Below are 19,688 nucleotides of genomic sequence, written 5' to 3' on the forward strand. Positions count from 1 at the left end.
CGTTGCTGCTGATCTCATGCTCCTCATGAAGCTTTGATCCCATAATATCATACAGGGCAAGAGCGGGAAAGCGATGTGATATGCATGACCCGAATTTTAAGCTGAAAACTTCGTACGTCCCGTTGAAAAGTGTGTATTTCCGCCGCGACGACGGTTGCGTCGACCGCCCCATACGCTTCCCGCTCCCATCAAGAACGTCGGAATCCCGGCTGCGACAATGGATAGCGCCCACTCCCGCAAACTGAGTGGCACCGTTTTGAAAATAGGTTGCAGCACAGGCACGTACATAACCAATAGCATCAGCACTACGGAGGACAGCACGGCAAGCACGAGATAACCGTTTTGAAACGGATTACGATGGAAAACAGAACGGGAACTGCGGCAATCAAATACATGAATTAACTGCGCCAGCACTAGCGTAGCAAAGGCAACTGACTGTGCTTTGATCAGTTGTCCTGCGTCATCCGGTGCAATACGTAATGTCAGCCAGAAGGCCGCAAGCGTACATGAGCCGATCAACAAGCCGCGACTAATGATTTTCCAGCCCAGTCGACGGGCAAAAATATTTTCCTTTGCGCCACGAGGCTTGTGCTCCATGAGATCCTTTTCTGGCTGGTCCACACCCAGAGCCATCGCTGGTAGGCCGTCAGTCACCAGATTTACCCATAAAATCTGAATTGGTAACAAAGGCAACGGCAGCCCGGCCATCATGGCAAAAAACATCGTCAAAATTTCACCAACATTGGAGGCGAGTAGATAGCGGATAAATTTACGGATATTCTCGTAAATATTCCTTCCTTCCTCAATTGCCGCTACAATCGTTGAGAAATTATCGTCACTCAGTACAAGCGCAGCCGCTTCTTTGGTCACGTCTGTTCCCGTAATACCCATTGCAATTCCAATGTCGGACGCCTTGATCGCTGGCGCGTCATTTACACCATCTCCGGTCATGGCTACGACATGTCCGCGTCTTTGCAGCGACTTGACGATCCGTAGCTTGTGCTCCGGCGACACCCGCGCATACACAGAGACGTTATCAACGGCTTTGTCCAGCGCAGCATCATCCATCACAGACAATTGCTGTCCCGTCAGCACATGGGAGCCGCGCTGGAGAATGCCCAGCTGCTGTGCAATGGCCTCCGCAGTTGTGCCGTGATCCCCTGTAATCATCACGGTGCGAATGCCAGCACGACGGCACTTGCCAATGGCTTCGCGAACCTCGCGGCGTGGCGGATCAATCATGCCTGTCAGGCCGATAAAGATCAGCTGTGCTTCAGCCTCCTCAACCGTGGAGACACGCTCATGCGAGCGGATATCTCGGTAAGCTACGCCAAGTACACGCAGCGCCTCCGAGGCCATTCCTTCGTTGGCTGCCAGTACCTTTTGGCGCAGCGTGCCCGTTAACGGAACGACATTGCCTTCCCACAAAATGTAGGAGCACTGACCCAGTAGCACATCCGGCGCACCTTTGGCAAAGACGATGTGCCCTCCCTGGTGGCGTACGAGTACCGACATTCGCTTCCGGTCCGAGTCAAAAGGAAATTCGCGCTCCCGTGTGTACAGCTCATACAGCCCTTGTCGTGTGACTCCGCCCTTGGCAGCTAACGTGACCAGCGCTCCTTCCGTCGGATCACCCTTCAGCTCCCAAACGGCGGACGGCGTCGGCTCTTTGCTTTTCTTCTTCGAACGCAGCTCATCTGTGTCGGCTTGAACAATTTCCGCATTGTTACAAAGTACACTGGCTTGCAGCAGTCTACGCAGAGATTGTTCGTTTTTAAGATCGGCAGGAAGGTCTCTGTCCATAATATGCCCGTGTGGGTCATAGCCTTCTCCCGTAACTCCCCAGAAACGACCGTCCAGCCATACCTTAGTGACTGTCATTTTGTTTTGGGTTAGCGTGCCCGTTTTGTCGGAGCAAATAACAGATGCACAGCCGAGCGTTTCAACGGAAGGCAGCTTACGCACAATCGCCTTTCGTTTGATCATGCGCTGCACACCCAATGCGAGTGCAATAGTCACAATAGCTGGCAACCCTTCCGGTATGGCTGCCACAGCCAAGCTTACTCCGGCCAAGAACATGCTCATGGCTGGCTGTCCATGTAATATGCCCGCTACGACAACGAGCACCGTTAGCGCCAACGCTACGATAATCAAAATTTTGCCCAATTGCTCCAATCTGTGCTGCAACGGTGTCTCCTGCGACTCCGTATTTTCAATCAGATCTGCGATCTTCCCCATTTCGGTACTCATGCCTGTACGAATGACCATTCCTTGTGCGGTTCCTCTGGTCATCATCGTGCCCATGAAACCGATGTTTTTTTGATCCCCGAGTGGTACTTCGGCGGCATGAATAGGGCGGCAATGCTTACTCACCGGAACCGATTCACCTGTCAGGGCAGATTCCTCCACATCACAGCCGTTCGTACTCAACCACCTTACATCTGCGGGAATGCGATCACCACTTTCCAGCAGAACGATATCGCCCGGCACCAGCTCTCTGGCCTGAATTTGTATTCGTTTGCCGCCTCGCAACACCTTGGCGGTTGGAGCAGAAAGCTGTCTCAAAGCTCGCAATGAACGTTCAGCTCTGAATTCCTGTACAAAACCGAGAATTCCATTCAGTACAACAATAGCAATAATGGTAATCGCGTCCAAATATTCGCCAAGCAGGCCGGATATCAGGGTCGCTCCCATCAATACGAGCATCATAAAATCCTTGAACTGGTTGAGCAGAAGTAAGATTGCCGAAACACGCTTCCCCTCGCTCAGCTCATTCCATCCTGACCTTTCTCTTCGTTCCGCAATCTGTTCCTCCGAAAGACCCTGCTTCGGGTCGACTTCCAGACTTGTTGAAAGCTGTTCATTGCTTAATTGGTGCCAGTGTGCTTGTTCCATTCTCCCCAATTCCCTCCCGGTCAGATAGTCCGTTTCCGTCGGTTGTGCGTAGGATGGCTGCCCGTTATTATATTTTTGTGCCGCGATTGCTTATAAGCTGGACAGACTTTCTAGATTCAATCTATTCGGACAGGGCCTGAAATATCACAAAGCCGCTTAAGTTTTGTCCCAAAGTTATGTATCATAGAAGGAAGGCGAAAATACATTTGCTTCAAAGGAGAACATAATTATGGCATTGGACGGAATCGTAACCCGCGCTATCGTACACGAACTGCAAGGCATCCGGGGCGGGCGCATTAATAAAATACATCAGCCAAACGATCGCGATATCGTGCTGAATCTGCGGGCACAAGGCGGAAGCGTCAAGCTGCTGCTGTCGGCTAATCCGACCTTCCCGCGTGTACATTTTACAGAGCAAAGCTTTCTTAATCCGACAGAAGCCCCTATGTTTTGTATGCTTCTTCGCAAGCATTGCGAAGGAGGCGTTATTGAGAAAATCACGCAGGTGGGCATGGAGCGTATTATTCACATGGATGTACGTCAACGTGATGAGCTGGGAGATATTTCACTCAAACGAATTATCATTGAACTGATGGGTAGACACAGCAACATTATTTTGCTTGACCCGGAAACAGGCGTGATGCTGGATGGCATTCATCATGTCACACCGTCTATCAGCAGCTATCGGGTCATTATGCCCGGCTTTCAATACACGGAGCCTCCTGAACAAAACAAGCTGAATCCACTCGAAACGGAAGAGGCAGCCTTCGTATCCTCGTATCAAACAGCGATCGAGACCGAAGAAGCTCCCAAACGCTGGATCGTGAACACTTTTACTGGACTCAGTCCCCTCATTGCTGAGGAGATACTAACTCGAGTAACTAATGAAGTATCTGATGATAGCGATCGTTCACTATGGAGTACATTCAGTCACATCATGGATGACGTGCGGAATCATCGTTTTCAGCCGGTATCTGGACTAAACGCACAAGATAAAGTGATATTCTCAGCCATTCCACTGACGTTGATCCAAGAAGAACGTAAGGAGTACGCTACCATCAGTGAGTGTATGGAGGACTTCTTCGGTGAAAAAGCAGAAAGGGATACGGTTAAGCAAAAGGTCAGTGACCTACTGCGGTTTCTGCAAAACGAGCGGAGTAAAAACCTAAAAAAACTCGACTATCTTCATCAGGATTTGGCCGAGGCGGAAGATGCCGATCAATTTCGTATTTATGGAGAGTTGCTGTTCGCTTCGCTGCATGAGGTGAAAAAAGGTGACAAAGAAGTGACGCTCATCAACTTTTATGATGAGGAACAGCGTCCAATAACCATCCCACTGGACCCACTACTCAACCCGTCGGATAATGCACAACGGTATTTTAAAAAGTACAATAAATATAAAAACAGCCTGGCTGTCATTGACGAACAACTGGAGAAGACGCACGAAGAAATCCGTTATATGGACAATCTCCTTCAGCAGCTAGCCCATGCCTCTATGAACGACATTGAGGAAATACGTGAAGAACTGGTTCAGCAGGGCTATCTCAGAGATCGGATCAAAAAAGGAAAGAAAAAGAAGAAAAACGACCGTCCGACCCTGCACGTTTATACATCATCCGAAGGCATCGAGTTACTGGTCGGCAAAAACAACTTGCAAAATGAATATGTGACAAACCGACTGGCCGGACCGAATGACACGTGGCTGCATACAAAGGATATTCCAGGGTCACACGTCGTTATTCGTGCTGAGCAATTCGGGGATGCGACGTTGGAGGAAGCAGCTCAACTCGCTGCCTATTTTAGCCAAGCCAAGCAGTCCAGCAGCGTGCCTGTAGACGCCACCCTGATTCGGCATGTACGCAAGCCCAGCGGAGCCAAACCCGGCTTTGTCATCTACGATCATCAGCGTACGCTCTTCATCACACCCGATGAGGAACTGGTCAAAAAGCTGCCGAATCGCATCAAAAACGGCTAAGTTTCACTAGCCTATTGAATCTACAAAAAAGCCCCTTGTCCTTTGTACGGTACACTTCCTGTGTTCCATGCATAAGACAAGGGGCTTTTCATTTTACTTTTGTGCAGCAGCAGCCTTCCTCAATTCCTCGACTACCTGACCCTCCACACTACGGCTACCCAGATCACCGTGGAAAATAACACCTTGGCGTGCACCGTGAAAATCCGAGCCGCCAGTTGCGATGAGCCCATAGTGCGCCGCTATCGCAGTATATCGGCTCTCAGCCTCAGCATCATGGTCCGAATGTCGCACCTCCAAGCCCACAGGCTTCGCCTCCTCTATAATGGAGCGAACCAGTTCATCATTTCCGTACAAGCCGGGGTGGGCCACCACAGGTACCCCTCCTGCTTCACGAATCCAGCTTATGGCCTCCGCAGGCTCTATACGGGGTACAGACACATATCCGGGCGCTCCTTCTGCCAAGTAACGGTCAAACGCATCCCGCATATCCTTCGCATATCCTTTTTGAATCAGCGTATCTGCCATATGCGGACGTCCAATGCTTTCATCCGGCGCCAGTGGTCTGCCCATCGTAGCCATCACCTCATCCAGCGTGATTTCTACGCCCAGGCTACGCAATTGACTCAAAATCAAATCATTACGGGTATCCCGCGCCTGACGCAGCTTTTCTAACCGCTCCAAAAATACTTTATTGCGGTAATCCATAAAATAACCGAGTATATGAATATCCTTACCGCCAGCCCGTGTACTGATTTCCACACCCGGCACCACAGTAATCCCTATGCGTCGTCCCTCCTCCAGTGCTTCATCCAGGCCAGCCACCGTATCATGATCTGTAATTGCAATACCTGCCAGTCCTTTTTCCTTGGCCCAGCGCACATTATCCGCAGGTGGCTGCATACCGTCAGATGCTTGGGTGTGCGTATGCAAATCATATCGTTTCGAGTTAGTCTGCTCCTTCATTACACATTCTCCTCCTCTTTCATCTTTGCAAGCTCGTCCTGCGAGTCCTCGAACACGTCCGCTCCCTGTTCATGACGACGCAAGTAAGACAGGAAGGTTACTACCGGAATCGGCAACAACGCCGACTTCAAATGAATTGCATAAAATTCTCGTTTGAAAGTGATATCTGAAATATTTACGATCTTCAACAATCCGAGCGCAACTTCATGCTTCACCGAAGAAGGTGACAGCATAGTAATACCCAATCCAGCCTCCACCGCTGATTTGACCGCTCCAGTGCTACCCATCTCCATTACAATAGAAAGTCGGGAGACATCCGCACCACGACTTTTCAGCCCGTCTTCTATCACTTGACGTGTACCAGATCCCTTTTCTCTAGCTACAAAAGGATGCTTAAACACATCTTCTAGAACTACTTTTTTGGCCTTGGCCAGTACATGTCCCGAAGGAACAATCAGTTTCAGTTCGTCCTGCATTACAGGTTCCACCACAATATCCGGGTGTTGGACTGGGGCCTCAATCAGCCCTAAATTTAACTGATGCTTTAGTATATCATCCATAATTTGAGTCGTATTCATCACATTCATCGCCATGCGTATATGAGGATACTCCTGACCAAACGGCCCCAGCATTCTTGGCACAATATACTCACCAATCGTTAGGCTTGCGCCAATATGCAATCTTCCCTCCAGCATGTGAGTAAAAGCAGACATCGCCTCGTCAGCTTCCCTGATCAGTTGCATGCTTTTTTTCGCAAAAGGCAGTAGTGTCGCTCCTGCCTCCGACAGCTCGATTTTTTTAGTTGATCGGTGTAGTAGCTTCGTGCCAAAATAATCTTCCAAAGACTGAATTTGCATCGTCACCGCAGGTTGCGTCATATGCAGCGCTTGTGCCGCCGCCGAGAAGCTCCCGCGCTCCGCTACGGTATAAAAAATGTGCAACTGATGAAAGTTCATACTGACAGCCTCTCCCCTCTCTAATCTTCTTATATTAACATAAGAAAGACGTCTGTCGAAGAATTTCCAAGTAAACTTACCGAATTGGGGAGTTTTATTCTTATAAAATAAAAAAAGTATACAGCTGTGAAAGCTGCATACTTCTACTCAAACTTGACGGTATTCAATGAGTGTGGAGATTTTTTCATCTGGAACCGTCCGCCAAATCACCGTCTATTTTTGCTTACGAGTGCTTTTCATCAGTGTCATGCGCCGCGAATGGCGTAGCCATGAATAGTACGACTTCAAATCCCTTAATTCAATGGTCTCCGACATCCGGCCCAAAAAGGTAATGACAATCATCTTGTGAAGCGGATTCCCCGCAATATCCATCTCGCCTGGCAGCTCACCAAATTCGGCCACGACGACCAGATCACCATCAATTAAATATACATCCTCTTCGTTATGATAGTAGGACTCCATCCTGTTTTGCTTCAGGCATTCCCAAAGCCAGGCGGCGATATGATTCGTCTCGGACTGTTTCTGCTCTACCCGATCTAAGTAACGTGTTTTCGCATGATTTGTAATCACGATATCGGCGACTTTCTTATCGCCCATCTCTACGTAGAACGGTTCGTATGTACTCCATCGCTGCATTGCCTTGTCACGCACGGGATCACTCTCCCCACCAGATAGGTCTTTATATCTACCAATATATTCATATGTTACCTCAACAGACCCGGGACTACAAGTTACAAAATTGAAGTTTATAGGTGGTTTTTAAAGATTTTTTAGGTCTAACAGCATTAAGACTATTATGCAAAAGTCCTGGGTTTACAAAAAAAAGCCAGCCCGTAGGCTGACCTTTTAAAAAAAGTTTACAATTTATAGATATTCGAAGCTTATATTTCATATTCTTTCATCTTTTCCTTATCGTCGTTGTACTCCGTCCTAATCTCATTTCGGAAAGAGCGCTCGACCTTACGTACATAGGAAAGTCTGCGAATATTTTTAACGGTATCCTCTGCCCGATCCGCGTTCATATACATAACTACATAATGCATACGCTTTGAAATATAGTGGACATTTCCGTATTTCTCCAGATTGCGGGCAGCCTTGATATCGCTTACCCAAATGATGTACCCTGTCCGCTCGGCAAACATTCGCTCCATCTCCCCTCCACTCGGTATCATTCCTATGACCTATCCACAGGAGCATTTCCCTCCGCTGCCACATCCACCTTTTTTCACATTCGGATCGTTGCTCGGTACCTTAATGGTCTCGGACACAGAATATGCAATCGTTTCAGACATGGCATGAAGCATATCGTCCAACGCCTTTTCAGCCCGTTTGAACTCCTTAACATCTTCGAACTGTTCCAGTTCCAGCTCAACGACCTGCACTGCGTCCTTCGCTTCATGATAGTTCGGATGAAAATGCCCAAAACGCTCCGTTTCCGCGAATAGCTCCTTTTTGGCATCCAGCTTGCGTACACACGCCTGAATAGACGGGTTCATTTCCACACGCTGCTTCCAATATAAATAATCCGATACCTCAAAGGACCGGTTGACCATATCGCCCAATTCATAGGCGTTAATAAGCACTTCTGCCATATTGACCGTATTCAATTCGGCTACGCTCATGAATGTTCATCTCACTTTATATAAAGTTCCACCCAGTAAAAGTAGACTCATTTATCATACCACATCCTTCTTTTGAGAAGAAGAAGTTTCATGGACTTCCCGGCTCTATTATGTAAAAGGAACCAGCAGCCGCATGTCTGACCATTCACTTGGCTGTAAGGTCGCACGAGACGGCGTTTCGTCATCCATTCCTGAGGCGTACCAGCCTGTGACACTCCATGGTTCACCGGGAACCACCGCTTCCGGTATCCACTTAACCTCTTTCCCACCGATTCGCAGTCCCACCGCCGCCTGCCAACGAATCGCTTGCTCAATCAACTGCCGGGCAGTGGAAGTATGGTAACTCCTCCATTCTCTTGTCCATGAGGAGGACACTGTGGATCTTTCTGGAAAATAGTCAGACGGATCAGGCAGCGTGTGCTCTTGTTCGTAAAAATGCAGCGTGCGCCCTGTATAAACCAAACCCGCTCTTCCCTCTTGGGAAAATATGGGACGGACTTGAATGGGGTCGAACTCCATTTCACCAACGGTTTTATCATTTCCCCCTGAATGATCTGGGCTAATTTGACTGTCGGGAATGCCTGAACCTACGTTCTCTGTCTCCGCCATTAGCGGATAATGATGAGTTGGTTCGTCTACACCTTCCGGCTCACAACGTGGACTTAATCCAATTGCAGCAAGCGTTTTTCGTATTTTGACAGCCGAGTTCGCCGGAATAATAAAGTCCCTGTCGCCGAGCCGCTCCAGCAATCCTTCCAGCGCGGGATGGCGTGCAACCATGTCCGCATCCTCCTGTGTGCCACATCGCAAAAGTGTTACTGTTGCAAAAGCCGTCCGTCCGACATTGCCTGCCCACTGCTCTACCGCCATCCGTACATGATCAGGTACACCTGTCCGGCTGTACTTGTCCAGAAGAGCAGGAATCGCTTTAGCCTTCATGCCCAGCTCGATTGCCTCTGTAACACTTTCTCTGGTGATCCGGTATACTACCATCCGATCTCCTGTCACACGTTCACAGCAGCATTCCAGTCGCCACCGCACATCATATGCTACATCTGGCGGCACCAAGATTTCAAAATCAGGTTGTACATAAAAGGTACCTTGCTCTTGTTGTGTATCCTTGTCATTATTGAAACGAAGCATATCTACCACAGATACATTCCAGCGAAAGCACAGTTCGCCCGATGTGGCCTGGCCCCAATCGCCCATTCCAAAAGCAGTCAGGGCCTTTAGCCAACCCTTCATCTCATCCATGTAATGTCCATTGAGACTAAAATCAGATACCGTTTCACCCTCATAGCTCTCGGAATTTGAGAGTGTAGAAACAAAGTCTAAAAGGGCACTGTTCTTGGAATCCTCTCCGCTCGAACTCTCCTGGGCGATCAGGCCCACCTGAAGCATCCATTGCAGCAGACATTTGATAGATAGCCAGCCTTCAGTTCCTACATACCGGTAGGCAGCACACAGCATATAGCGAAAATGCTGCATGGACGCTTCGGCCTTGCCGTACCTTTCCATGAGTGTAGCAAAAATATGCTTGCGCATTTGCCAAGCAGACAAACGAATCCAAGTCGCCAGTTCCGCTTCCTGAATGCGAAAAGATACAGTTTCCTTTACTAACAGCCCCAAACTGAGTAGCAAATCCATCATTACCACCGTTTGCACTGGATACAGCTCGGCATGCGCATAATGCAACCCAAGTCCCTCCAGGTCCTCCGGGCGAAAGGGGGTCAGTTCATTCAATTTTTGCAATGACCGCTTATGTATGGTTCCTTTGGCCGTCAAAGGAACTCCCTGTACAGCAATACGTGACAACGCATGCAGCAACTCCGACTCCAGTCCTGTCATTGCTTCATGTACCGTCATCGGATGATCCGTATGCATTATGTTCATCGGATTTTGCTCTAACAACATATCGTACAGATCCGGTAGTCGATGAACCGGAATATATAAAATCCGTTCGCCCCACGATTTGGTAACTGCCTCCAGCCAGCCTCGGACGCGTAATCCATGCAGTGCCAGTTTCGTTTCCACTCCGCTTAACGCCCCCCGGGTAAGCTGTATAGGCTCTTCTTCCTTCATGGGCTGTCCCGCGTACCGGATAAAGCATCGCCTAAGCACCAACAGCTCATCCGATGAAAGCTCATTCCAGCTGTCTTGCGTGTTCGTTACGCCCATCCTTGATTACGCCTCCTTTTTCTTTCCGCCATCTCGGGTCTCATCATCCCGGCTTCCGATAGCCTCTGTCATACCAAATCTGCGAACCGCATATTCATAGCCCTGCTCAATCAGAAACAGCTGGCGACGAGCTGCAAAATCCGTCTCCTTGCTGTTCTCCGTCACTAGCGCATAAAAATAAGCTTTATTCTCGCCCGACTTTGGTCGCAAAATGCGGCCAAGTCGCTGCGCCTCTTCCTGGCGGGAGCCGAAGCTACCCGATACCTCTATGGCTACTGCCGCATCCGGCAAATCCACCGCAAAGTTTGCCACCTTGGACACCAATAGGGTCCGAATTGTACCCTTGCGAAACGCATCGAACCAACGTACTCGTTCGGTCTGACTCATTGAACCCGTAATCAGTGGGACGCCCAGCTCCTGAGCCAATATACGCAACTGGTCCAAATATTGACCAATAATAAGCGTGGGCAAGCCGCTGTGTTGCTGCATCAAACTGCGCACCGCCTCCAGCTTGACCGGATTTTCGGCTGCAATTCGGTACTGCTGCCTGCCCTCGGCACGCATACTGCGCTCCATAAGTTCAGTTGTCATCGGAAGCCGCAGCTCCACACAATCGACCTGAGCGATCCAGCCCTGTCGCTCCAGCTCCTTCCACGGCATATCGTACCGTTTGGGTCCAATTAAAGAGAACACATCCCGTTCACAGCCATCCTCCCGTACCAGCGTGGCCGTTAACCCCAAACGACGGGTAGCCTGAATGTCTGCCGTCGCCCGGAATACTGGAGCAGGCAGCAAATGTACCTCATCGTATATAATGAGACCCCACTTCCGCTCACTCAGCAGTTTCATATGCTCAAACTCCCCATCTCTGGTGCGACGGTGTGTCAAAATCTGGTAAGTTGCCACTGTAATCGGGCGCACCTCCTTTTTCTGACCACTGTATTCCCCGATGGAATCGACAGGAATATTCGTCTTTTGCTGTAATTCTTCTATCCATTGTCGGACAGAAGTAGTATTAGAAGTTAGTATAAGCACCTCGCACTGAAACCGATCCATCACCGCCATGCCTATCACTGTTTTTCCAGCTCCGCATGGAAGCACCAGCACACCACTGCCCCCTAAACCGTCAGCTCCTTCAAACGCATCAGCGGCCTTCACTTGATAATCACGAAGCTGCAACTCCGTTTGTCCCTGCCCCAAGGAAAAACGGAGCTGATTCCCCTCAAGATAGCCTGCCGTATCCACAACGGGATATCCCATGCGAGTTAATTCCTGCTTCAGCAAGCCGCGATTTTCGGGCGGTATAGAAGCGCTTACCTCATCAGCGCGAAGTAAACCAAGCTGTTTTAGTTCTTGCTTGGTCAGTAGCTCATCCAGTAAAGTCGGAGTCTCTGCTGTCAAGATCAAGCGATCACCTATTGTATAGCTTTTGGCTTTCTCTGTCTTCATGCCTCCATCTGAATCATGCTCAACACTATATGCGTCAACAGTATCTGTGCTATAAGTTCGTTCTTCTTCCGCACTCGCCCGTGACAGCGTCAACGTCCCATAACGAGAAACGAGCTGTTCAATATCCTTCAACAAATCACGTGGAATATCCCAACGGGACATGGAGTGTAAACTATTTTGAATGTCCTCAGCACTCCACCCGAGGGCAGCCGCGTTCCACAGAGACAATGGAGTGATGTGATATGTATGAAAAGCGGACGGGCTTTTAACAAGCTCCGCGTAAATCTGCAACTGTGAACGAGCCCATTCCGAATCGGGCAAGCCCATTTCCAGCAGAACGGTAAAATCGCGTTGTACAATACAAGGATGATCTGGATTCATGACTACCTCCTGACAATCTAACAATACATCATTTTTAAAGTTATATAGTAAATAGCTTATCCGTTTATTCGCATATCAACCGGAATAGCAAGGAGCCCAACCCATTCTCGGGTTGAACTCCTGATGAGAAGCTTGGGATAAAGACAGTCCCAAAGTCATGCCTACCTTATTATTCTTCTAGTGGACCTGCTCGGAAATATGGCTAAGCGCCTCTCCAGCGTTATCTGCAAAAATATTACGAACAGCCAAATCCCCGATCGAAACAATCCCGATCAGACGGTCTCCTTCTGTCACGGGCAAACGACGGATTTGCTGCTCTGCCATCAGTTCAGCTGCTTGGTCCACCGACATGTCCGCACTAGCTGTACGAATACCTGTCGTCATTACCGCATCAACTGAGCTGGAACCGGAATGCTTGTCCGCATAACCACGAACGACAAGATCACGGTCCGTTATTACACCGATCAGCTTGTCACTGCCTTCTCTTTCCACAACCGGGATAAAACCAGTATCATTGTCCTTCATTTTGACTGCAACCTCATAAATGTTGTCTTGTGGGGTCACCGTTACACATTTTTTAGTCATAACTTCCTGAACCTTTTTCATGGGTACTCCCTCCTTTTCAAGAGTAGGGTACCCCATTTTATTCAGCTCATACTCCGGGTTGACCCGTTCCCAATTCAACTCATATTAGCCGTTAATTGCCCCTGCTTTTCGTTCCCGCTGCGTATCCGGTAGACATGGCAATAAACAAACGAACTGCATTAATCATGGCATCCTCATCAAAATCAAATTTCGGATGATGGTGCGGATAAACCGCTCCTTTAGCTGGGTTACCCGCTCCCACGAACATGAAGCAACCTGGTACACGTTCCAAATAATACGCAAAATCTTCGGCAGGCATCAGCTTCGACGCTTCCTGTACACTCCCCTCGCCAAAAACAGATTTTGCTTCCTTAAAGAAACGAGAAGCTTCATGTGCATCATTGACAACTGGCGGGTATCCCATAATATAGCGAATCTGTGCTGTTGTACCGTATGTTGCAGCTGTAAGCTCTGTCACCTGATGCAGTCGCTCCTTAATGACCGTCCGGGTCTCCTCATCAAACGTACGAATTGTCCCACTCAAGCGACAGGTTTCCGCGATCACATTTTGCGCAGAACCCCCTTGGATGGTTCCCACCGTCAGCACAGCAGGTCGTAACGGATCTACTGAACGGCTTACGATACTTTGTAGCTGCATTACAAGAGCTGAACCCGCCAACACACTATCATTAGTGGACTGGGGCATACCACCATGCCCACCCTTACCTGTAATTTCAATATAAAAATCGTCTGCCGCCGCCATTAACGGCCCTGCGCAGCTCGCAGCCGTCCCGACCGGAAATGGTGTCCATAAATGGATACCATAAATGACGTCCACACCTTCCAATACACCATCTTTCATTACATTGACCGCACCGCCAGGCAGCAATTCCTCCGCAGGTTGGAACAACAACCGAATTTCTCCTTCCAGCTTGTCGCGGTTCAGACTGTAATAGTTTGCCGTTCCAAGCAATACGGACGTATGTCCGTCATGCCCGCAAGCATGCATGGCCCCATCCACGCTGGAGCGATATTCACATTCCTTTTCATCCTGAATAGGAAGAGCATCCATATCGGCGCGCAGCATGACGACAGGTCCGGGTTTGGCACCACGAATGGTACCTACAACACCGTGTCCCCCTACCTGACGGCGAACCTCTATTCCCCAACTCTCCAGCTTATCCGCTACAAAAGCTGCGGTTTTACTTTCCTGAAAAGAAATTTCGGGATTCTTATGTAAATATCTGCGCCACTCCACCATGTTTTCTTGCAAATGATCAAACCAGGTCTTGTCTATCGCATGTTGTGTCATTATGCTCCACCTCTCTTTTTAAAGCACCGGGCAAGTTCCCCGATAAATCATGTAGCTTCACCACGTAGGCGCCGCTGCTCTCAAGTCTTTATTTTTATCCTATTGTAGCAGATATGGAATTGTTGGGATATCTGTTGCTCCAAGGAGGTTGCAGAAGCCCATCAAACATACTATGATAAAATGGAAAACGATAAAATGATAACCGTCTGCGAGGAATATACCTTGCGGCGAATACCGGGGGAAGCTGATATGAGAAATACGAAGCCGGAGACTCGAAGAAGAGGCACACCGGATTTCCAATTGCTGATCCTCACTTTGTTGCTGGTTGGATTCGGTGTAATCATGGTATTTAGCTCCAGCTCCAGCGTAGCTTTGCTGAATAAAGAATACAATTTTGACTCTTTATATTTTGTGAAGCGCCAATCTGCATTTGCTGTACTTGGACTTTTTATTATGTTGGTAGCTATGAATATTAAGATGGAAAAATATAAAAAGCTTTTTGTGCCTTTATTTTTCATAAGCATATTCCTGCTAATCATCGTTCTTTTTACGGGCTCTCTTAACGGCGCAAAAAGCTGGATCAGGTTTGGTAGTGTTGGCTTCCAGCCAACGGAGCTTGCGAAAATTTCCATCATCCTTTACTTATCCGCACTGATCGTCAAAAAAGGAGATCGCTTTAGAGATTTGCGGACTGGCTACATACCTGTAACTGTCATTGTAGGCTCTGTTGCAGGACTCATCATGCTTCAACCTGATTTCGGCTCCACCTTCATTTTGGTAGCCACCAGTGGTCTGATTATTTATGCCGGGGGAGCCAGTGTCAAGCATATTACAGCATCAATCGCCCTGCTCGTGCTAGGCGCTTCCATCGTGTTTGGTATTGGATCGTTGTTCGGAGGAGATTCCGGAACAGTGGATGGACAAGCTGCTGCCAAGCAAGATTATAAAATCGGACGTTTTCAAGCCTATCTTAATCCCGAGAAATATAGACAAGGAACCGGATATAATCTGGTGCAGTCCTTGCAAGCTATAGGTGAAGGCGGCCTAACTGGATCAGGATTTGGTAAGGGTATTATCAAGCTTCACTATCTTCCCAATTCGTTTAATGATTTTATTTTTTCCGTGATCGGTGAAGAATTCGGATTTATCGGAACAGCCATATTCCTGATGCTATATTTGTATTTCATTTGGCGAGGAATGATTATCGCCCTACGTTGCCATGATCCGTTCGGAACGTTGGTTGGCACCGGCATCATGGGATTGATCGCCATTCAGGCGTTCATTAATATCGGCGGGGTAACCCAAACGATTCCAATCACCGGAGTAACGCTTCCTTTTATCAGCTTTGGCGGTTCTTCCCTGCTTGTCACGATGTTTTCCATGGGCATTATGCTCAGTATTTCCCGTGAGAATACCAAACAAGCGGTGCAGGAACGCACTACAGGGGTAGCTGTCCGTAATGAAGTACCCAACCGCTTTCAAACTCGTAGAACCAACCGTTTTCGCTAAAAAAAGAACTTCCATTGACCACTTACAACGGTGGCTTTGGAAGTTCTTTTGTATGATGCATAAATACGGGATCCATCTGCAAAAATGCTATACTGTTGAAAAACGTCAATTTATCGTGTCCTGATTCTTTTACACTGCGTCGTCCTTGAAAGCGACACCTTCCACTTTTACGTTCACTTCCACGACCCGCAAACCCGTCATGCTTTCGACGGCTTCTCGTACATTTTGCTGAAGAATTCGGGACACCTCATGAATAGGTGTTTCGTAGATCACGATAATACGTAGATCAATGGCAGCTTCTAGCTGTCCAACCTCCACTGATACGCCTTTTTGCACATTTTTACCGCTCAGCCTTTTGGCCCAGCCTTCCGATAAGCCGCCTGACATTGCAGCAATGCCCGGTGTCTCTAATGCGGCCATCCCGGCAATTTTACCTACGACATCGTTGGAAATCTTGATGTTTCCTGCTTCCAGTTGTTGAATTTGCTCTGCCATGACCTATGTCCCCCTTCATCCATCCTTTATTTGTATTGTAAAGCCTCAGCCACTCCAAATGCAAACCCTACGTATGAAAAACAACTTTCGTTTACAACCTATATCATTTTGGGTATATTAATTTAGAAAATCCATACAAGTGACAGCATTCGCCAAACTTGTACACATCCATTGATATCGAGGTGCTCTTCATTGAAAAAATGGTTATCTCCCGCTTTGCTTATAGCGACATTTGCTCTTAGTGCAGTCGCTCATTACACGCATTGGAACGCTATAACCCAATTTGTTATTTGCGCGATTTCTGTTGTATTCGTAGCTGGTTTTCTCGGCAGAGCGACCGAAAGTGTTGCTCATTATGCTGGCCAACGTTTAGGTGGATTCTTAAATGCCACCTTTGGTAACGCAGCCGAACTGATCATCGCCATCTTTCTTGTCAAAGAAGGTCTTTACGATATGGTAAAGGCCAGTCTCACCGGATCGATCATCGGCAATCTGCTACTGGTGCTCGGAGCAAGTCTGTTCGCTGGCGGTTTGAAATACAAAGTGCAAAATTTTAATATATCGCTGGCTGGATTAAGCGGCTCACTGATGATCGTGGCTGTTATTGCCTTGTTCGTTCCTGCTGTCTTTCTGAACACACACGTCATTACGGATAGCGAATCAGATACGCTCAGTCTCATTGTCGCAGGTACGCTAATTGTCGCGTATATTGCGTGGCTTATTTTTTCTATGATTACGCATAAGGACTATTTAGCTGACGTGACCGAACAAAAAGATGAAGAATTGCCACATGAGCATGCCCCTATGTGGTCCAGAAACAAATCCATTGCCTATTTGGTACTCGCTACCATTATGGTCGCTTTTGTCAGCGAATGGCTGGTAGGTACACTGGAGGTACTTACGACCCAATTTGGGCTCAGCGAATTGTTCGTAGGTGCATTCCTCGTCGCTATTATTGGTAATGCGGCCGAACACAGCGCTGCCATTTTACTGGCGATGAAGAACAAAATCGGTGCATCGGTCGAAATTGCAGTCGGCAGCAGTTTGCAAATTGCACTATTCGTTGCCCCTGTGCTGATTTTTGTCAGCTACTTTATGGGAAACACGATGAATATCGTTTTTACCACAATTGAGCTGGTCGCCATTGCCGTCGCTGTATTTATCGCCAAATCCATCACCCAGGACGGCTCAACCAACTGGTATGAGGGACTCATGCTACTGGTAGTGTATATATTGTTAGGTGTATCCTTCTTCCTTGTGTAGCTTTCAAGTTTTTAAAATGTGCATTAGGATTGTAGAAGGGCGCTGCTACTATCCTAAACATTATAAAAGTAGGGGACTCGTCCCCTTTTTCATAAAAAAGGCATCAAAAAAAGCATGCTCTCAAACTCCGCATGCTCTCATCAATTCAACCATCTTCCTAATTGGCCTTATTATTCATGGCCTCATATAGAATAGCCAGATTGCGTTCCAGCTCACTGACCAGCTGTTTACCTACCATTTCCGGAAGAAGTCCGGCGCGAACCGCAAAATCCACTTCCTTGGAAAATCCGTACATCTGAGTATCCAGCACTTCCTCATAGAGAGGGCAATAACGGGTTGCCAGATTCTCCATCTGTACTTCAATAAGCTTCTTTATTTTATCTGCATCTTCCTGAAGCAGATTAATGGCCTTGATATTCAATTGCTCCTGCAAATCAGATGAAGTCATGGATTCTTCCCCCCTATGTCTCAATGTCGCACAAGACGTCCTAACCTTAATATTAGACCAAATTGCAGGCTAATACAAGAACCTGACAAAAAAAGCATCCCTACAGTTACAGGTAGGGATGCTTTTGCTTCATGAATAAAGTTAGCTGGCTACTGAAATGTGCAGTCCGTGCTTCTGGAACACCTCAATGATCGCTTTCTTGGCTTCCTCCGCATCTGGTCCATGAACGTGTAGTTCATAGCTGTGGCTGCTGACCAGGGTCGTAAACAAGCCCAGTATACTTTTCACATCAATATACTTATTTTCGGAATGAAGGACGATGGAAGAAGTGAACTTGCTCGCCGTCTGTGCAATTTCAACAACCGCCGCGTTATTATTGGACATAGAGATCCCTCGCTTTACTGGATTGTCATGTATCATTACTCATCCATTATGATACATTGAAATCGCTTTCTCATCAAGAAGGGATATCGTTATTTCAAATTTTCAGGGTTTAATGGCTCCAGCTCAGGCAGTACAAAAATGCCGTCTTTACGAATCAAAACATCATCAAAATAAATTTCACCGCCGCCATATTCTGGACGCTGAATCAAAACCAAATCCCAATGGATCGATGAACGATTACCGTTATCCGCTGTTTCATAAGCTTGACCCGGTGTAAAATGTAAGCTGCCAGCGATTTTCTCGTCAAACAGAATATCCTTCATTGGATGTAAAATGTGCGGATTAAACCCGATTGCAAACTCGCCAATATAACGTGCTCCCTCGTCAGAATCGAGAATATCATTAAGCCGCTTCGTATCGTTACTCGTCGCTTCCACGATTTTACCATTTTCAAAACGGAATTTAACATTCTCAAAGGTAATACCATTATACAGGGTCTGTGCATTATAGCTAATGGTTCCGTTAACGGAATCACGTACAGGCGCGCTGTATACTTCGCCATCCGGGATATTGCATTGACCTGAACACTTGATGGCTCCGATTTGCTTGATAGAGAAATTCAGATCCGTACCCGGCCCGCTGATCCGTACCTTGTCTGTCCGGTTCATCAAGTCTGCCAATGCATCTTGAGCTTTGTCCATTTTCGCGTAATCCAGATTGCACACATCGAAATAAAAATCTTCGAACGCTTCTGTGCTGATATTCGCCAACTGAGCCATGCTGTCATTCGGATAACGCAACACTACCCATTTTGTGTGTTTCACCCGTTGTTCGCTATGTACCGCATGCTGATAAATGGAATTATACATTTTCATTTTATCTTCCGGCACATCCGACAGATCATTTACATTTTCACCTGCACGAATTCCGATGTAGCAGTGCATTTGTTTCATCCGGTTGAGGTCAATTTCAGCCCAGGTTTCCAGCATTTCCTTTGTCGCGTGGCGAAGCATAGCGCTCTGTACCTTACGGTCTGTAAGCTGAACAAAAACATTTCCGCCTTTTTTACCAACTTCATGAATGATGGCGTTAAGCAAGTCGCGCTCTGTACCAATCATTTCTATCAGTACATTTTCTCCAGGCTGCACTTCAACAGAGTAACCTACTAGATTTTCTGCTAGCTTAAGTATTCTAGGATCTTTCATGTAGTGTGTCTCCTTCTCTATTTCGTTCTTTTTGAACAATGGTTAATTCAAAATCCATTGTATCACGC

General features: G+C 47.6%; 17 protein-coding genes. 3 read left to right on the top strand and 14 right to left on the bottom strand.

What is annotated here, in order from left to right; genetic code table 11:
• Positions 1–96 precede the first annotated feature (96 nt).
• Entirely contained in the window at positions 97–2,895 is a 2,799-nt protein-coding gene (locus tag AC6EJC_RS03240) for a calcium-translocating P-type ATPase, SERCA-type (protein ID WP_444952714.1), read from the bottom strand.
• A 229-nt stretch (positions 2,896–3,124) separates the two neighbouring features.
• Between AC6EJC_RS03240 and AC6EJC_RS03245 the strand changes: the two genes are divergently transcribed.
• Positions 3,125–4,870: an Rqc2 family fibronectin-binding protein gene (locus AC6EJC_RS03245; protein WP_444952715.1), complete on the top strand. Its 1,746-nt coding sequence runs from the start codon at positions 3,125–3,127 to the stop codon at positions 4,868–4,870.
• Between the two features lie 93 nt (positions 4,871–4,963).
• On the opposite strand, the gene AC6EJC_RS03250 is transcribed toward AC6EJC_RS03245, so the two are convergent.
• The 9 genes from AC6EJC_RS03250 to AC6EJC_RS03290 form a co-directional block, all read right to left on the bottom strand.
• Positions 4,964–5,833: a PHP domain-containing protein gene (locus AC6EJC_RS03250; protein WP_444952716.1), complete on the bottom strand. Its 870-nt coding sequence runs from the start codon at positions 5,831–5,833 to the stop codon at positions 4,964–4,966.
• A complete protein-coding gene (locus tag AC6EJC_RS03255; protein WP_444952717.1) occupies positions 5,833–6,789 on the bottom strand; it encodes a selenium metabolism-associated LysR family transcriptional regulator in 957 nt (318 codons plus the stop codon). Before AC6EJC_RS03255 ends, AC6EJC_RS03250 begins: the two co-directional genes overlap by 1 nt.
• A gap of 213 nt (positions 6,790–7,002) precedes the next feature.
• The gene (locus AC6EJC_RS03260; protein ID WP_025717787.1) at positions 7,003–7,440 is read right to left on the bottom strand and encodes a hypothetical protein; all 438 of its coding nucleotides are present in this window, start codon (positions 7,438–7,440) and stop codon (positions 7,003–7,005) included.
• Between the two features lie 230 nt (positions 7,441–7,670).
• Positions 7,671–7,931 carry a YlbG family protein gene (locus AC6EJC_RS03265; protein ID WP_444952876.1) on the bottom strand — a complete coding sequence of 87 codons (261 nt, stop codon included), beginning with the start codon at positions 7,929–7,931 and terminating at the stop codon, positions 7,671–7,673.
• 39 nt (positions 7,932–7,970) lie between these two features.
• Positions 7,971–8,411: a YlbF/YmcA family competence regulator gene (locus AC6EJC_RS03270; RefSeq protein ID WP_444952718.1), complete on the bottom strand. Its 441-nt coding sequence runs from the start codon at positions 8,409–8,411 to the stop codon at positions 7,971–7,973.
• Between the two features lie 108 nt (positions 8,412–8,519).
• Complete coding sequence (locus AC6EJC_RS03275) at positions 8,520–10,589, bottom strand: helicase-associated domain-containing protein (protein ID WP_444952719.1); 2,070 nt, start codon at positions 10,587–10,589, stop codon at positions 8,520–8,522.
• A gap of 6 nt (positions 10,590–10,595) precedes the next feature.
• On the bottom strand, positions 10,596–12,419 hold the full coding sequence (locus AC6EJC_RS03280; protein ID WP_444952720.1) for a DNA repair helicase XPB: 1,824 nt from the start codon (positions 12,417–12,419) through the stop codon (positions 10,596–10,598).
• A 177-nt stretch (positions 12,420–12,596) separates the two neighbouring features.
• Positions 12,597–13,025, bottom strand: a complete 429-nt coding sequence (locus tag AC6EJC_RS03285) for a CBS domain-containing protein (protein WP_444952721.1) — start codon at positions 13,023–13,025, stop codon at positions 12,597–12,599.
• A 91-nt stretch (positions 13,026–13,116) separates the two neighbouring features.
• Entirely contained in the window at positions 13,117–14,316 is a 1,200-nt protein-coding gene (locus tag AC6EJC_RS03290) for a M20 family metallopeptidase (RefSeq protein ID WP_444952722.1), read from the bottom strand.
• 249 nt (positions 14,317–14,565) lie between these two features.
• Between AC6EJC_RS03290 and ftsW the strand changes: the two genes are divergently transcribed.
• Positions 14,566–15,825: a putative lipid II flippase FtsW gene (gene ftsW / locus AC6EJC_RS03295; protein ID WP_444952723.1), complete on the top strand. Its 1,260-nt coding sequence runs from the start codon at positions 14,566–14,568 to the stop codon at positions 15,823–15,825.
• Positions 15,826–15,954: 129 nt separating this feature from the next.
• Here ftsW and AC6EJC_RS03300 read toward each other — a convergent pair whose 3' ends face one another.
• Positions 15,955–16,320 (bottom strand): Asp23/Gls24 family envelope stress response protein, encoded by a 366-nt coding sequence (locus AC6EJC_RS03300; protein WP_322153556.1) that lies wholly within the window; start codon positions 16,318–16,320, stop codon positions 15,955–15,957.
• A gap of 192 nt (positions 16,321–16,512) precedes the next feature.
• Between AC6EJC_RS03300 and cax the strand changes: the two genes are divergently transcribed.
• Positions 16,513–17,583 carry a calcium/proton exchanger gene (gene cax, locus AC6EJC_RS03305; protein ID WP_444952724.1) on the top strand — a complete coding sequence of 357 codons (1,071 nt, stop codon included), beginning with the start codon at positions 16,513–16,515 and terminating at the stop codon, positions 17,581–17,583.
• 157 nt (positions 17,584–17,740) lie between these two features.
• On the opposite strand, the gene AC6EJC_RS03310 is transcribed toward cax, so the two are convergent.
• From AC6EJC_RS03310 to AC6EJC_RS03320, 3 genes are all read right to left on the bottom strand, one after another.
• Positions 17,741–18,031: an Fpa/YlaN family protein gene (locus AC6EJC_RS03310; RefSeq protein ID WP_007431028.1), complete on the bottom strand. Its 291-nt coding sequence runs from the start codon at positions 18,029–18,031 to the stop codon at positions 17,741–17,743.
• A gap of 141 nt (positions 18,032–18,172) precedes the next feature.
• Entirely contained in the window at positions 18,173–18,415 is a 243-nt protein-coding gene (locus AC6EJC_RS03315) for an HPr family phosphocarrier protein (protein ID WP_444952725.1), read from the bottom strand.
• A gap of 89 nt (positions 18,416–18,504) precedes the next feature.
• Positions 18,505–19,620, bottom strand: coding sequence for an aminopeptidase (locus tag AC6EJC_RS03320; RefSeq protein ID WP_013310916.1), 1,116 nt, complete (start codon positions 19,618–19,620; stop codon positions 18,505–18,507).
• Between the last annotated feature and the right edge of the window lie 68 nt (positions 19,621–19,688).

The sequence above is a fragment of the Paenibacillus sp. TY11 genome (assembly GCF_059772165.1).

What these genes read in the sequence shown, in the direction of transcription:
- AC6EJC_RS03310 (WP_007431028.1), bottom strand. Translation starts at nt 18,031, where the DNA reads ATGACTTCATCTGATTTGCAGGAGCAATTGAATATCAAGGCCATTAAT.
- AC6EJC_RS03270 (WP_444952718.1), bottom strand. Translation starts at nt 8,411, where the DNA reads ATGAGCGTAGCCGAATTGAATACGGTCAATATGGCAGAAGTGCTTATT.
- AC6EJC_RS03290 (WP_444952722.1), bottom strand. Translation starts at nt 14,316, where the DNA reads ATGACACAACATGCGATAGACAAGACCTGGTTTGATCATTTGCAAGAA.
- AC6EJC_RS03320 (WP_013310916.1), bottom strand. Translation starts at nt 19,620, where the DNA reads ATGAAAGATCCTAGAATACTTAAGCTAGCAGAAAATCTAGTAGGTTAC.
- AC6EJC_RS03275 (WP_444952719.1), bottom strand. Translation starts at nt 10,589, where the DNA reads ATGGGCGTAACGAACACGCAAGACAGCTGGAATGAGCTTTCATCGGAT.
- AC6EJC_RS03250 (WP_444952716.1), bottom strand. Translation starts at nt 5,833, where the DNA reads ATGAAGGAGCAGACTAACTCGAAACGATATGATTTGCATACGCACACC.
- AC6EJC_RS03315 (WP_444952725.1), bottom strand. Translation starts at nt 18,415, where the DNA reads ATGTCCAATAATAACGCGGCGGTTGTTGAAATTGCACAGACGGCGAGC.
- AC6EJC_RS03255 (WP_444952717.1), bottom strand. Translation starts at nt 6,789, where the DNA reads ATGAACTTTCATCAGTTGCACATTTTTTATACCGTAGCGGAGCGCGGG.
- ftsW (WP_444952723.1), top strand. Translation starts at nt 14,566, where the DNA reads ATGAGAAATACGAAGCCGGAGACTCGAAGAAGAGGCACACCGGATTTC.
- AC6EJC_RS03265 (WP_444952876.1), bottom strand. Translation starts at nt 7,931, where the DNA reads ATGTTTGCCGAGCGGACAGGGTACATCATTTGGGTAAGCGATATCAAG.
- AC6EJC_RS03280 (WP_444952720.1), bottom strand. Translation starts at nt 12,419, where the DNA reads ATGAATCCAGATCATCCTTGTATTGTACAACGCGATTTTACCGTTCTG.
- AC6EJC_RS03240 (WP_444952714.1), bottom strand. Translation starts at nt 2,895, where the DNA reads ATGGAACAAGCACACTGGCACCAATTAAGCAATGAACAGCTTTCAACA.
- AC6EJC_RS03285 (WP_444952721.1), bottom strand. Translation starts at nt 13,025, where the DNA reads ATGAAAAAGGTTCAGGAAGTTATGACTAAAAAATGTGTAACGGTGACC.
- AC6EJC_RS03245 (WP_444952715.1), top strand. Translation starts at nt 3,125, where the DNA reads ATGGCATTGGACGGAATCGTAACCCGCGCTATCGTACACGAACTGCAA.
- AC6EJC_RS03300 (WP_322153556.1), bottom strand. Translation starts at nt 16,320, where the DNA reads ATGGCAGAGCAAATTCAACAACTGGAAGCAGGAAACATCAAGATTTCC.